This is a genomic window from Janthinobacterium woesei (genome assembly GCF_051380875.1).
Lineage (GTDB): Bacteria > Pseudomonadota > Gammaproteobacteria > Burkholderiales > Burkholderiaceae_D > Janthinobacterium.
The window spans coordinates 1-13,804 of record NZ_JBNYXW010000021.1; the positions used below are offsets into that span (position 1 = coordinate 1).

General features: G+C 63.4%; 11 protein-coding genes. 3 read left to right on the top strand and 8 right to left on the bottom strand.

Annotated elements, in window-relative coordinates:
• Positions 1-129: 129 nt before the first annotated feature.
• The 5 genes from ACQ4W6_RS22065 to ACQ4W6_RS22085 all read right to left on the bottom strand — a co-directional run bounded on the left by ACQ4W6_RS22065 (position 130) and on the right by ACQ4W6_RS22085 (position 5,181).
• Positions 130-780: a hypothetical protein gene (locus ACQ4W6_RS22065; protein WP_436569316.1), complete on the bottom strand. Its 651-nt coding sequence runs from the start codon at positions 778-780 to the stop codon at positions 130-132.
• Between the two features lie 93 nt (positions 781-873).
• Positions 874-2,331, bottom strand: coding sequence for a Ppx/GppA phosphatase family protein (locus ACQ4W6_RS22070; RefSeq protein ID WP_436569417.1), 1,458 nt, complete (start codon positions 2,329-2,331; stop codon positions 874-876).
• A gap of 164 nt (positions 2,332-2,495) precedes the next feature.
• Positions 2,496-3,578 (bottom strand): calcium:cation antiporter, encoded by a 1,083-nt coding sequence (locus tag ACQ4W6_RS22075; RefSeq protein WP_436569317.1) that lies wholly within the window; start codon positions 3,576-3,578, stop codon positions 2,496-2,498.
• 138 nt (positions 3,579-3,716) lie between these two features.
• The gene (locus ACQ4W6_RS22080) at positions 3,717-4,868 is read right to left on the bottom strand and encodes a GGDEF domain-containing protein (protein ID WP_436569318.1); all 1,152 of its coding nucleotides are present in this window, start codon (positions 4,866-4,868) and stop codon (positions 3,717-3,719) included.
• A 37-nt stretch (positions 4,869-4,905) separates the two neighbouring features.
• The gene (locus ACQ4W6_RS22085) at positions 4,906-5,181 is read right to left on the bottom strand and encodes a hypothetical protein (protein WP_436569319.1); all 276 of its coding nucleotides are present in this window, start codon (positions 5,179-5,181) and stop codon (positions 4,906-4,908) included.
• A 217-nt stretch (positions 5,182-5,398) separates the two neighbouring features.
• On the opposite strand from ACQ4W6_RS22085, the gene ACQ4W6_RS22090 reads away from it, so the two are divergent.
• Together ACQ4W6_RS22090 and ACQ4W6_RS22095 are read left to right on the top strand one after the other, a co-directional pair.
• A complete protein-coding gene (locus tag ACQ4W6_RS22090; protein WP_436569320.1) occupies positions 5,399-6,169 on the top strand; it encodes a spermine/spermidine synthase domain-containing protein in 771 nt (256 codons plus the stop codon).
• 153 nt (positions 6,170-6,322) lie between these two features.
• Complete coding sequence (locus ACQ4W6_RS22095) at positions 6,323-9,202, top strand: bifunctional diguanylate cyclase/phosphodiesterase (protein WP_436569321.1); 2,880 nt, start codon at positions 6,323-6,325, stop codon at positions 9,200-9,202.
• Between the two features lie 65 nt (positions 9,203-9,267).
• Here ACQ4W6_RS22095 and ACQ4W6_RS22100 read toward each other — a convergent pair whose 3' ends face one another.
• The 3 genes from ACQ4W6_RS22100 to ACQ4W6_RS22110 form a co-directional block, all read right to left on the bottom strand.
• The gene (locus ACQ4W6_RS22100; protein ID WP_436569322.1) at positions 9,268-10,149 is read right to left on the bottom strand and encodes a LysR substrate-binding domain-containing protein; all 882 of its coding nucleotides are present in this window, start codon (positions 10,147-10,149) and stop codon (positions 9,268-9,270) included.
• Positions 10,150-10,229: 80 nt separating this feature from the next.
• Positions 10,230-10,847, bottom strand: a complete 618-nt coding sequence (gene trhA, locus ACQ4W6_RS22105; RefSeq protein WP_436569323.1) for a PAQR family membrane homeostasis protein TrhA — start codon at positions 10,845-10,847, stop codon at positions 10,230-10,232.
• A gap of 155 nt (positions 10,848-11,002) precedes the next feature.
• Entirely contained in the window at positions 11,003-12,517 is a 1,515-nt protein-coding gene (locus ACQ4W6_RS22110) for an NYN domain-containing protein (protein ID WP_436569324.1), read from the bottom strand.
• Positions 12,518-12,944: 427 nt separating this feature from the next.
• Here ACQ4W6_RS22110 and ACQ4W6_RS22115 point away from each other — a divergent pair, with 427 nt between their 5' ends.
• Positions 12,945-13,769, top strand: a complete 825-nt coding sequence (locus tag ACQ4W6_RS22115) for an IclR family transcriptional regulator (protein WP_436569325.1) — start codon at positions 12,945-12,947, stop codon at positions 13,767-13,769.
• The last annotated feature ends 35 nt before the right edge of the window (positions 13,770-13,804 follow it).

The window sequence follows — 13,804 nt, forward strand, 5'->3', positions numbered from 1 at the left end:
TGAAAAGTCGACCAAGGTCGGCATCGCTACCAAACGCTTAAAAGCTGGCTGGAGTGCCGACTATCTCGCCAAGGTCTTGGGCTTGCCGACTTGATGCTTCATGCAATCGCCCTGGCCCTGCTGCCAGCATCAATCTTTTTTCGGACGGCCCGTTTTCAGCTGCGGCAAGCCGGCCAGCACGTTTTGCAGGGTCGCCAGGTCGATCTGGCTGATCAGCGCCACGCCGATGCGCAGCAATTCGCTTTTCTTGATCTCGAAACCGGCCTTCAGGCAGGCTTTCTTGACCTGGCCCAATACTTCGTATTCGGCTTCGGGCATGGTGAAGCTATCGCGCACCAGCTTGGGCTTGCGGGCTTTTTCCTTGATGGCGGCGGCCTTGGCGACAGGCGCCTTTTTCGCTACGGCTGGCTTGGCGACGGCTTTTGCCGCTGGCTTGGCAGCGCTCGTCGGCACCGGCTTGGCGGCTGGCTTGGCGATGACCTTGGCGACGGCTTTTACAACAGGCTTGGCGGCGGCCTTGACGACAGGCTTGGCGACCGCCTTGACAGCAGGTTTCGCCACTGGTTTGGCAGCAGCTTTGACGGCAGGCGCCTTGCCGACTGCGGGCTTGGCAACGGCCGGTTTGGCGGCGGCTGGTTTCGCAACAGCGGCCTTGGCTACCGGCTTGGCGGCAGGTTTGGCAACAGTCGCGGCCTTGGCGGCGGCGTTGATGGAAGCGCTGGTCGGGAACATCGACACGGGCGCGTTGTCGGCTTTTTTCGCTGGGACGGTTTTGGTCATGGTTTTTCCAATCCAATAAATAATATAAACAATATATACTGTTTTTAAAAATCTTGCTTGCGGCACATCATGTCATGCGCACTGCATGCCTTCCTAGGCGCTGGCACGGATAGTAAAGTCTACCCCTACCTCATCCCAGAATTCCTGCTCTTTCTCGATCCAGAACGACACGGTGGGATGGTGCGCCACCCAGCCGCGCTTGATATCGAGTTCGATGCGGCTCTTCATGCGCAGGCGCAGCTCGCTGAAATCGGCCTCGATGCGCGCATGCATGAGCAAAATGGACAAACGCAGCGCCAGCACGGCCTTGGCGAAATCCGGGTCCGACAGCACTTCACCGATCTTGCGCAGGTTGCCCTTCTGCGCCAGGATCAAGCGGCTCATGGTCTTCTGTTCGCGCGTGGTAAAACCGGGCAGGTCGGCATTTTCAATGATGTAGGCGGCATGCTTGTGATAACCCGTTTGCGACACGGCCAGGCCCACCTCGTGCAGCAAGCTGCTCCAGCGCAGGCACTTCACCAGTGCCTCGGACGTGGGCTTGAGCTGGGCGTACATGGCCAGCGCCTGCTCGGCCACCCGGCCGGCGCGCTGCTGGTCGATATGGAATTTGTCCATGCAGCCCTGCACCGACTGCTCGCGGCGGTCGCGCTTGGTCGAGCGCAGGTACAAGTCCCACATCACGCCCATGCGCAAGCCCGCCTCGATCGGCGTCATGACGGCAATATCGAGCTCGCGGAACAGGCCGATCAGGATGGCCAGGCCGCCGACGATGGTGCTGGCGCGGTCGGGCCGCAGGCCGGGCATGTCGATGCGGCTGGTGTGGCCCAATTCAATGAAGCGCCGCGCCAGCGCATCGAGGCTGGCGCCAGACAGCACGCCATCACCGAGCTTGTTGCGGGCGATGATGTCGGCGATCGTGCGGATGGTGCCGGAAGAACCGTAGGCGCTCTTCCAGTGCTGCGGGCGGTAGGGCGGCGCAGCATCCTCGAAATGGCTGCGCGCCGACAGGATGGCTGCCTCGAACGAGGGCGCATCGATGCGCCCGCCGATGAAGAACGACAGGCTTTGCTTGACGGTGCCCAGGCTGAACGATTCCACCCTTTCGATATCGTGGCCACGCCCCAGTATCAGCTCGGTCGAGCCGCCGCCGATATCCATCACCAGCCGGCGCTCGCCGGGAATGGCCAGCGAATTGGCCACGCCCATGTAGATCAGACGCCCTTCTTCCTCGCCCGAGATAACCTCGATCGGGTAGCCGATAGCTTGCTCGGCCAGCGGCAGGAAGACAGCGCCGTTGCGCGCCACGCGCATGGCCGACGTCGCCACCACGCGCACGGCGTCAAGCTCGAAACCGGCCAGGATGGCGCGAAAGCGCTGCAGACAGGCCAGCGCCGCCTGCATGGCCGCCGTGGTCAGGTCGCCATTGGCATCCAGGCCGGCGGCCAGGCGGATCGGGTCGCGCACGCTCTTGACCACGCGTATCGTATCGCCATCGTGTTTGCCGACGTGTAAACGAAAACTGTTGGACCCCAGGTCCACCGCTGCATACATACTGGCCTCTTGTCTTGTCATTGCTGTGCCAACTACGAAAAGCTGGCAAACTCAGTTGGTAAACGATATAAATCATTTAAACGATTTAAAATCCTACCACACTACCCCCATCGTATGACAGCAGCGTGACAGGATTGTGACAAAACGGTGGCCAGCCGCCGCGCTTACGGGACGATGGTAGTAAACAAATATACGGCGAAAATCACCAGGTGCACGGTACCCTGCATGACCGTGGTGCGGCCCGTGCCCAGCGACAGGGTGGCCACCATCAGCGACAGCAGCAACAGCACAGTCGACTTGATATCCAGGCCCAGCGTAATCGTCAGGCCCGTGGCCAGCGACACCACCACCACGGCAGGAATGGTCAGACCGATGCTGGCCAGGGCGGAGCCGAGCGCCAGGTTCAAGCTCGTCTGCAAACGGTTTGCGCGGGCCGCGCGCACGGCAGCGAGGCCTTCGGGCAGCAGCACGATGGCGGCGATGACGATGCCGACCAGCGTTTTCGGCGCGCCCATGGCGGCAATGGCTGTCTCCAGCGCGGGCGCCAGCGATTTGGCCAGCAGCACCACGGCGCCCAGGCACACCAGTAGCGCGCCGGCGCTGATCCAGGCGACGGTGGGCGTCGGCGGCTCGGCATGCACTTCTTCATCGCCCACGGCTTCCTTGGGCAGGAAGTAATCGCGGTGGCGCACCGTCTGCACCAGCACGAAGGTGCCGTACAGGACGAGGGAGATGACGGCGATGAAAATCAGCTGGCTGGAGTTGTAGTACGGCCCGGCGGCGCTCGACGTGTAATTGGGCAGCACCAGGGTCAGGATGGCAATCGCCGCCAGGGTGGCCAGCGACGCGCTCACGCCCAGCAGGCCGAAAGTCTGCTCCCTGTGGCGCCCGGCACCGAGCAGCAGGCAAATGCCGACGATGCCGTTCAGGATGATCATGATGGCGGCAAACACGGTATCGCGCGCCAGTCCCGTCGTTTCCGGCCCGCCCGCCAGCATCAGGGAGACGATCAGCGCCACCTCGATCAGGGTCACGGCCAGTGCCAGCACCAGGGTACCGTACGGTTCACCGATGCGGTGCGCCACCACTTCCGCGTGGTACACGGCGGCCAGTACGCTGCCGATCAAACCGGCCACCAGCACGATCTGATAGGCGCTGCCAAAGTTGAAGGTGGCGCCGAACAGGAACAGCCAGCCGGCAATCGGCGCGGCAATCGGCCAAACAGGCAGGGATTTGAGACTTTTCATAATGAGCCTGGCAAGAGTAAGAAAGAGGAACCGCAAGGAACCGCAAGGAACAGCGAAGAGTTGCCGTGCGGACGGCAACGGGGCGCAAGTGTCCACCCCACAGCATAACTTGCTTCACTTAAATAATAGTTAGAAGATTCACACATCCAGGGTGCTGACACCCTGCGCCTCGACCACCTTGTTGCGGCCCGCCTGCTTGGCCGCCTGCAGCGCTTCATCGGCGCGTTTGAACAGGCTGACGGTGCTGTCCTCGGCGCGGATGGTAGTCACGCCCAGGCTGGCCGTCAGTTGCAGCACGGCGCGCTCCGTCTTCACCGGCAGCGCCGCGACGGCGGCGCGGATGCGCTCGGCCACCATCAGCGCATCGGCCAGGTTGGTGCGTGGCAGCAAGATGGCGAATTCGGCGCCACCCAGGCGGCCCATCAGGTCGCTGTCGCGCAATTGCAGGCGGCAGGTGTCGACGATGGCTTTCAGCACGGCGTCGCCCACCGGATGGCCATAACTGTCGTTGACGCGCTTGAAATGGTCGATATTGAGCACCACCAGCGCCGTCGGCAAGCCGGGCCGGCGCGCCAGCGCCATCCACGGCGCCAGCGCCTGGTAAAAGCCGCGCCGGTTCGGCACGCCCGTGGCCGTGTCGAGCACTTCCAGGCGCGCCAGCTCGCCGCCCAGCTTTTCGCGCGACAGCAGCAGGTAGCCGAAGGCGTTCGTCAGCATCATCAGGTACAGCGCGCCGAAGCCGGCCAGCTGCATCAGTTCCGCGTCAAAACCGGGCACGGTAGCGGCCAGCACGCCGCGCGCCGCGATCAGCAGCGACAGCAGGCCCATGCTGACGACCAGGAAGCGGCGCAGCATGCTCGCTTCGCGCCACTTCAGGCACAGGGCGGCCACGCCGGCGAGGAAGAAAGCGGCGACGATCAACGAACCGCCGGCACTGCGCAGCAATGGCGCCACGTCGAACAGGTAGCAGGCGGCAAACAGCGCAATCGACACGCCCAGCGCCGGCAGCACAGTGCGGCGCCAGCTGCTGCGCCCGGCCGCCTGCCACAAGGCGCCCGCATCGAGCGCCATGCCGGCAAACAGCAGGCCGTTACCCACCAGGATGGAGAGGAAATCGGGCAGGACGCCACGCAAGTACAGCAAACACCAGGCCACGGCCTGGCACTGCTTGGCCACCGCCCAGGTAGACATGCTGAGCGACTTCTTGCGCTCATATTCGAAGAAGAACAGGGCCGCGCACAGGCTCAGGTTGCCAAGCGCCAGGGCCAGTACCAGGGTCTTGATATCCATGGGCTACCCCATCGCCGCGCTGGCGCGGCAGGTCATGTCAGATTTCGTGCTCGACATTGGTGCTGCCGTCGCCGACCTTGCTGGCCCAGGCCTGCACGAAGTACTGCTTTTCCAGCTCGCTGGGCGCCTCGTGCCAAAAGACGATGAGGGTGCCCTTGTGATCGTGGATCTGCGCCACTTTTTCAATGAAAATCAAGTTCGCTGCCTGGTCGGCCAGCGCCGCCGCGTAACCATACACGCGCGTCAGCCGCTCGATGCGGTCAGGCTCGGTAAAACTATTCGTGGCCGTAATGTTGGGGTGATCCAAAAACATGCTTGTCTCCATGGTGCCCGGCCGCGCGCGGCCTTGCCGCTGCGCGCCGTGTGATGCCTTGCGCTGCGCTCGAACCGCGTGTCAAACGGCAGGTGGCCAGGCCGCCGCGCCACTGCGCACACTGCGTGCGGATTATAATCGGGTATTCTCACGGGAGCTTATCAGATTTCTCTGAATGCAACAAAACATCAGCCCACGTTCACTCAGCGAAATACCCATGCCGGAAAACCTGCCCTCCCCCTTGCCAGCGCCGCAGGTCCACACCTGCGGCGACCGGCGCCGTCTGGAATTTCAGCCGGGCATGATCCAGAGCGAAATGCTGCTGTCGCGCCCCGACCACCTGCTGCTGCGCTATGCGCGCGCCATGATGTGCTTTACCCTCTTCGTGCCGCGCCCGCGGCATATCCTGATGGTGGGCCTGGGCGGCGGCTCGCTGCTGAAATTTTGCCATCGCCACCTGCCCGGGGCGCGCATCACGGTGCTCGAACTGCGCGCCGACGTGATTGCCTTGCGCGAGCAATTCATGCTGCCGCCCGACGACGCGCGCCTGCGCATTATCGAGACGGACGCCGTCAGCTATCTGCGCCAGCATCCGGGCTGCGCTGACGTGCTGCTGCTCGACGGCTACGACGAAACGGGCTTGCCGCCAGCCCTGGGCAGCGCGCGTTTTTATGCCGATTGCCTGCGCACCCTGCTGCCCGGCGGCGTACTGGTGGCCAACCTGTTCAGCTATGACGAACACTACCCCGCCATGCTCGAACGCCTGATGCTGACCTTCCGCGGTGCCGTCTGCAGCTTCGACGGCATCGCCGGCAACAACCGCATCATCTTCGCCGCCAAGCCGGACAAGCGCTCTGCCGGCCGCGCCATGCGTGTCGTGCGCCTGGTGCGCTGGCGCCGCCTTGCCGGACTGGCGCTGCTGAACCGGCTGCTGCCGGCATGGCAGTTGTGGCGCGTGTGCCGGCTATCGGGCAGCAGCAGCGACTGACAATCGTGCGCCATGGCCATCAATATAGTTGCATATTCGCAGTATTTTGGTGTGACATCAGCATGTTTGCCATGATTTATGACAAACTACGGCCTGCGCGGGCCGGCAGCCGCTGCCAAACAATTGTGCCCATGACGTGAAATAGGAAAATCCATGTTGCGTGGCCGCCTGCCATTGTCCATTTCTGCCGCGGCCGCACTGGCCCTTGCCTGCGGCGTCAGCGTGACGGCCCTGCTGTTCGCCGCCATCAGCGAGCTCGAATACGACAAGATGAGCCTGAGCCTGCAACAGCGCGCCGGCGCGCGCGTGGCTGCCATCAAGCAGGGACTCGACGACGCGGTGGAAGTGCTGACCACCACCAACGAGCTGTTTGCCACCATCGTGCCCGTCACGCGCGCACAGTTCCACGACTTCACCACGCCGCTGCTGCAGCGCCACCCGTTCATCCAGGCTTTCAATTTCCACCGACTCGTGCCGCACGCGCAACGCGCCGCATTCGAGGCCGAACTGCGGCGCATCGTGCCCGGCTACGCCATGACGGAAATGCGCGACGGCGCCGTCGTGCCGGCGGCCACGCACGCCAGCTACCTGATGATCGACTACCTCGAACCGCTGCAAGGCAACCGCGCCGCGTTCGGCCTGAACGTGCGCCCGGATGGCTTGCTGGCCGGCGCGCTGGAACAGGCGATCATCAGCGGCCAGACCACCGCCACCGGCCTGCTGGCCCTGGCGCAGGGATCGCAGCGGGGCTTCGTCATCCTGCGCCCCGTGTACCGCTACGGCGCGCCCCTGCAAACCGTGCAGCAGCGGCGCGCGGCGCTGATCGGCGATACGGCGGCCGTCATTCGCGCCGGCGAACTGGTGCAGAAAATCCTCGCCGGGGCCGACCTGCTGGGCGACCCGCAGCTGGAAATCAGCGTGTATGCCGATGCCGGCGCCGATCCCAGGCAATTGATCTTCCGGCATGGCCAGCCGCCGGCCGACCAGCCGGGCAACACCTGGGAGTTGCTGCCACGCTGGCCGCATTTTTCCTATCACAGCCTTTATGACCGAGCCTTTTCCTCGGCTGGCCGGCCCTGGCATGTGCGCGTGAAGGCCCATCCGCGGCCATTTCTGGCCGACCATCTGGGCTCCTTGTTCACCCTCATCACGGGCCTGCTGTTCAGCATATTGACAGCCGCCTTCGTGCAAACGCTGACGCAACGCTCGCGCCGCGTGCAATTGCTGGTGGAGCAGCGCACTGCCGACCTGAAACGCAGCAATGAACTGCTGAGCGCCGACGTGCGTGCGCGCCAGCACACGGAACGGGCGCTGCAAGAGAGCGAAAAACGCTTCCGGCGCCTGCTGGCCCTGTCCTCGGACTGGTACTGGGAACAGGATACCAACTTCTGCTTCACCCACATCACCAGCGGCTTTACCGACAAATCGAATATGCCGCTGGAACGCTTCATCGGCAGGACGCGCTGGGACAACAACCCGGACATGCGCAATGCGCGCTGGGGCAAGCAGCATATCGCCAACCTGGAAGCGCACTTGCCCTTCGCCAACCTCGAATATGCGATGCCGGACCGCGATGGCCAGTTGCGCTGGTTCAGCGTCAATGGCGAGCCGCTGTTCAATGAACTGGGCGAGTTTCGCGGCTACCGGGGCACGGGTTCGGAAATCACGGAACGCAAGCTGGCCGAACAGCAGATCCAGCACATCGCCCACCACGACGTGCTGACCGGCTTGCCCAACCGCGCCCTGCTGCGCGACCGCCTGGCGCAAGCCATGGCCCTGTCGCGCCGCAAGAACCGCGCACTGTGGGTGCTGTTGATCGACCTCGACCGTTTCAAGTTCGTCAACGACAGCCTCGGCCACAAGGCGGGCGACCAGCTCCTGAAAACCATCGCCACGCGCCTGCAGGCCAGCCTGCGCGAAAGCGATACGGTGGCGCGCCTGTCCGGCGACGAATTTGTCGCCATCCTGTGCGAACAGGCGGACGAAGTGCTCAGCAGCGCCATCGTGCAGCGCGTGATGGACGCCGTGGCGCAACCGATATTACTCAGTGGCAAGGAATTTTTCGTCACCTGCAGCGTCGGCGTGGCCGTCTACGACCTGTCGCGCTACGACGCGCCCGGCGACGCGACCCTGAATGGCGAAACGCAGAACCTGATCGAGCAGGCCGACATCGCCATGTATTGCGCCAAGAAGCAGGGCCGCAACAACATCAAGTTCTACACCACGGCCATGAACCAGGCCGCGCTGGAACGCCTGCGCATCGAAACGGCGCTACGCAACGCCCTGGAACGGGATCAGTTCGTGCTGCACTACCAGCCGCAAGTGGACCTGGCCAGCGGGCGCATCGTCGGCGTGGAAGCGCTGCTGCGCTGGCGGCACCCGGACCTGGGCATGGTGGCGCCGCAGCGCTTCATCGCGCTGGCCGAAGATACGGGCCTGATCGTGCCGATCGGCGCCTGGGTCCTGCGCCAGGCCTGCGCGCAAATGCAAGCCTGGCATGCAGCAGGGCTGGGCAAGCTGCGCCTGGCCGTGAACCTGTCGGCGCGCCAGTTCAATGAGCCGAACCTGGTCGCCTCGATTGCCCAGGTGCTGTTTGAAACGGGCCTGGTGCCAGCCTGCCTGGAGCTCGAATTGACGGAAAGCCTGTTCATGCACGATGTGGCGCTGGCCGTGAGCCAGCTGCACGACATGAAGGCGCTGGGGGTGCAGCTGTCGATCGACGATTTCGGCACCGGCTATTCCAGCTTTGCCTACCTGCGCACCTTCCCCATCGATGTGCTGAAGATCGACCGCAGCTTCGTCGACGACGTCGCGCGCGACGCGAACGATGCCGCTATCGTGGTGTCCATCATCGCGCTGGCGCACAACCTGAAACTGCGCGTGGTGGCCGAAGGCGTGGAAACGGCCGAGCAACTCGACTACCTGCGCCGCCACGGCTGCGACGAGGCGCAAGGCTTTTACTTCAGCCACCCGCTGCCGGCGCAGGAAGTGGAAGCGCTGCTGCGGGCCGAAGAGACGTGCACCCTACGCTGACGTACGCTGAAGCTGCAGTGATGGCCCTGCTGCGACGATGCTCTGCCACCACACCTTCCCTCCGCCTACAGCTTCTGCTGCAAAAACTCCAGGAAACAGCTGATGCGCTGCGCCAGTTGCGTGTTGCGGTAATACACGGCGTGGATCTGCTGGCGGTAGCCCGTATAAAACGGTTGCAGCACCTGCACCAGCCGGCCCGCGGCGATATCGTCCTTCGTCATGAAGTCGGACAGGCAGACGATGCCCTGGTCGTGCAGGGCCAGCTGGCGCAGGGTTTCGCCGCTGGAGGCCGCCAGCGCGGGCACGATCTGCAGGCTGTTGCCCGTCTCGTGGCGCAGCGGCCAGCTGTTCCCCAGCTCATATTGCGCAAAGCCCAGCAGCGCATGGCTGGCCAGCTCCTCTGGCGTTGCCGGCGTGCCGTGGCGCGCCAGGTAGGCTGGCGTGGCCAGCAAATGCAGCGCACTGGAACGCAAGGCGCGCGCGTGCAGGGTCGAGTCGGCCAGGGCGCCGATGCGGATGGCGATATCGGTGCGGTGTTCCAGCAGGTCGGCAATCTGGTCATTGCTGGTCAGCTCCAAGCGAATGTCCGGGTAGATAGCGCGAAACTCGGCCACGTGCGGCACCACGCAATGGAGCATGAAGGGTGAGGCAGCATCGACGCAAAGGCGTCCGGCCGGCTTTTGGCGACGGATACGAATCGATTCCTCCACGTCTTCCATCGAGGCGAGGATGACGCGTGCCTTGTCCAGGAACAGTTGGCCCTCTTCCGTCAATTCCATGCGCCGCGTGGTGCGCGTCAAGAGCGAGGTGGCCAGCTTGTCTTCCAGGCGCGACAGGGCGCGGCTGACGCCCGAGGTGGTTTGCCCCAGATGCACGGCGGCAGCGCTCAGGGTGCCGCTGTCGATAACGCTGACGAAGATTTTCAGGTCGTCCGAGTTGATGTCCATTCTTGCCTTATTGTTGCCCACATTTCACATATCGCGCCATTATAATGGAATCACGGCAACAGTGAATGCAGCAGCCTACGTCAGGCAACGTAGAATAAAATGGCGACAAAATGGCAGCAACTACCGGCCAGCACGAACAGATGCCAGATGCCGTGGCCGTGGCGCAGCTTGTGGTCGGTAGCGTAAAAGACGATGCCGCCCGTGTAGCACAGGCCGCCCGCCACCAGCCACAGGAAGCCGTTCCACTGCAGCGCCGCCAGCAGGGGCTTGATGCCGATGACGATCAGCCAGCCCATCGCCACGTAAATCACCAGCGACAGGAGGCGCGCACCCCTGGCGTACACATATTCCTGCACGATGCCGATCAGCGCCAGCCCCCAGACGACGCCAAACAGCGACCAGCCCCACGGTCCGCGCAGGGTCACCAGCATGAATGGCGTGTAGGTGCCGGCGATGAGCAGGTAGATGGCGCAATGGTCGAGCCGCTGCAGCACGGCCTTGGCCTTGCCGCGCACGCTGTGGTACAGGGTGGAAGTGAGGTACAGGGTCAGCAGCATGGCCGCATACACGCTGCAGCTGACGATTTTCCACGGGTCGCCCGTGCGGGCTGCCACGACGATCAGGATGACGCCGCCGATGGCCGCCAGGGCAGCGCCCAGCGTATGGGAAATGCTGTTGAACCGTTCACCGTGATACATGCACTACCCGCCCGCCGCGTTAAAGACAAGCCCATCGTACACGCTTGAGGCGATGACGGTCGTCCGCTTTGACTAGGCAGGCGCAAAAACAGAAAAGCCGGGGTGCATGCAACTGCACCCCGGCTTTCCGTATTGTACTAGTACTATCAGTGCTGTCAGGCCACGTCCGCCTTCTTGCGCGCGGGACGGCGCGCTGGCGTCTTGCGTGGCGCCTTGGCCGGCTTGTCTTCGGCCACGGCAGCGACTTCCACCGGAGCAACTGCAACCACTTCGGCCACTTCGGCCACTTCTACCGAGGCGTCGACCGCCTTCCTGGCCGGCTTTTTCGCCGCAGCCGCCTTGCGGGCTGGCGCGCGCGGCTTGGCCTTCGGTTTCGCTTCGGCAGCCGCTTCGGCGACCACTTCCATCACCGGCTCAGGCTTTGGCGCCACCATACTCTCGACTGCGGGTGCCACTTCGGCCACCACTTCGGCTGCGCCGCGCGCTGCGCGGGCGCCGTCGCCATTCTTGCGGCCACCACGGCCATTGCGGCGCGAACCGCGCTTGGCGTTGCCTTCCTCGGCCACCACCTCCGCCACTTCGGGAGCCACCTCTGGCTGCGGCGCTTCCTGGTACTGCTCGACAGCGGCGACGCCCACTTCGGCGTCGGCCACCGGCACGAAAGCCTGCGGCGCAGCTTCGCTGCGGCGGTGCTCGTTCTGCTTGCGGCCACCACGGCCATTGCGGCGCGAATCGCGGCGGCTGCCGCCCTCGCGGTTGCCCTCTTCCGCCATCACGGCAGTGTCGCCGGCAGCGACTGCCTCGTTCGGCGCTTCCGCATTCACCGGCGCAGGGACAGGCACCAGGCCGCTGCTGCGGTAGACATAGGCGCCCGATTTCTCGTCGCGGCCAAATTCCAGCAAGCCGCGCGTCTGCGCTTCTTCCAGCAGGTTGCCGAAGGTGCGGAAACCGTAATACGACTCGCTGAAGTCGGGTTTGCGGCGCTTGATCGCTTCTTTCAGCATCGAGGCCCAGATCTTGCCGCTGTCGCCCCGTTCGGAGACCAGCGCGTCGAAGGTCTCGACGGCCATCTCGATCGCCTCGGTCTTGCGCGACTCGTATTTTTCCTTGCGGCGCACTTCTTCGTCGGGCGAGCGCTTGGCGGCCGCAGCAGGGCTTTCGCGCGCGTCGCGTTTGGCGGCCGTACGGCGGCTTTCGCGCACCAGGTCGTCGTAGAAAATGAATTCATCGCAGTTGGCCACCAGCAGGTCGGAAGTCGACTGCTTGACACCCACGCCGATCACCTGCTTGGCGTTCTCGCGCAATTTCGACACCAGCGGCGAAAAATCGGAATCGCCACTGATGATAACGAAAGTATTCACGTGGGCCTTGGTGTAGCACAAGTCGAGCGCATCGACTACCAGGCGGATGTCGGCCGAGTTCTTGCCGGACTGGCGCACATGGGGAATTTCGATCAGCTCGAAGTTCGCTTCATGCATGGTGCCCTTGAAGCTCTTATAACGGTCCCAGTCGCAATACGCCTTCTTGACGACGATGCTGCCCTTGAGCAACAAACGTTCCAGGATAGGTTTGATATCGAATTTTTCGTAGTTTGCATCTCGCACGCCGAGCGCGACGTTCTCGAAGTCGCAAAACACGGCCATGCTGAGGTTTTCTGGGGATGACGCCATAAGGATGAATTCTCGCTGGATGATAAGGGCGGACGGGAAGCGCAACGCCTCCCTTTTCGCCTAGTATATTCGCCCACCCCCCGTTTCGGCGACAACTATCGTGCGCGGGGCCTATTGCGCACCGCCGGCGCTACGCGCAATGCCGCCCTTCCCGGGCCGCATGACGCAGTCATCGAGCAAATACAATTGACAAGCCGGGCTGCTGCGCTTTGGCGCGACAGGGCAAATGCGCGCATACAAACGCATATAACAACACTCACGCGGCAAGACTCAAAACGCCCGCGCAGATCAAATTTCCATGAAACTTCATGCGCCAATTCATGCGTTGCAGCATTTCGCTGTGCGAACGAATGTTTCACAAATCGATTGACACGCAAGATTTGGCTAGGCAAACTGATTTCCAGGGAGCCTGAAAATGACAGCAAACATGCGTACTATTCAAGCCGCAACGGATCCGGAACTCATCGTCTTCAGCGACGACGAGGAAGGCAAGGACCGCCAGTTCGTCAACGCGCTGGCGCGCGGCCTGGAAGTGCTGCGCTGCTTCCGTCCCGGCGAAGTCTTCCTGTCGAACGCAGAGATGGCCAGGCGCACGGCCATCCCCAAGCCGACCATCTCGCGCCTGACATACACCCTCACCAAGCTGGGCTACCTGAATTACTCGGGCAATCTGGGCAAATACCAGCTGGGCGCAGGCGTGCTGGCCCTGGGCTACCGCATGCTGTCGAACCTCGACGTACGCAAGATGGCGCGGTCCCTGATGGAAGAACTGGCCGAACATGCACAGGCATCGGTCTCGCTGGGCACGCGCGACCGCCTCAGCATGGTGTACGTGGAGACCTGCCGCAGCAGCGCCAACGTCACCCTGCGCCTCGACGTCGGTTCACGCATTCCCTTGATGACGACGGCCATGGGCAAGGCTCTGTTGTGCATCCTGCCGCAGGCCGAACGCGATTACCTGATGGACCATGCGCGCGTGCACGACACCGAGCGCTGGCCACGCATCAAGGCCGGCATCGAACAGGGTTTCAAGGATTACCAGGAGCGGGGCTTTTGCATCTCGGCCGGCGAATGGCAGAACGACGTGCATGCCGTGGGCGTGCCCATGCTGGGCTTTGACGGCGAGCAAGTGATGGCTTTCAATTGCGGCGGCCCCGCCTTTTTGCTGTCGCGCGAAAAACTCGAATCGGACCTGGGGCCGCGCCTGGTGGCCCTGGTCAAGACAGTGGAAAAAAACCTGGGCCGCAGTTAGACTGCGCGCCCTTATCAATAAAGCCTCCGAGGACC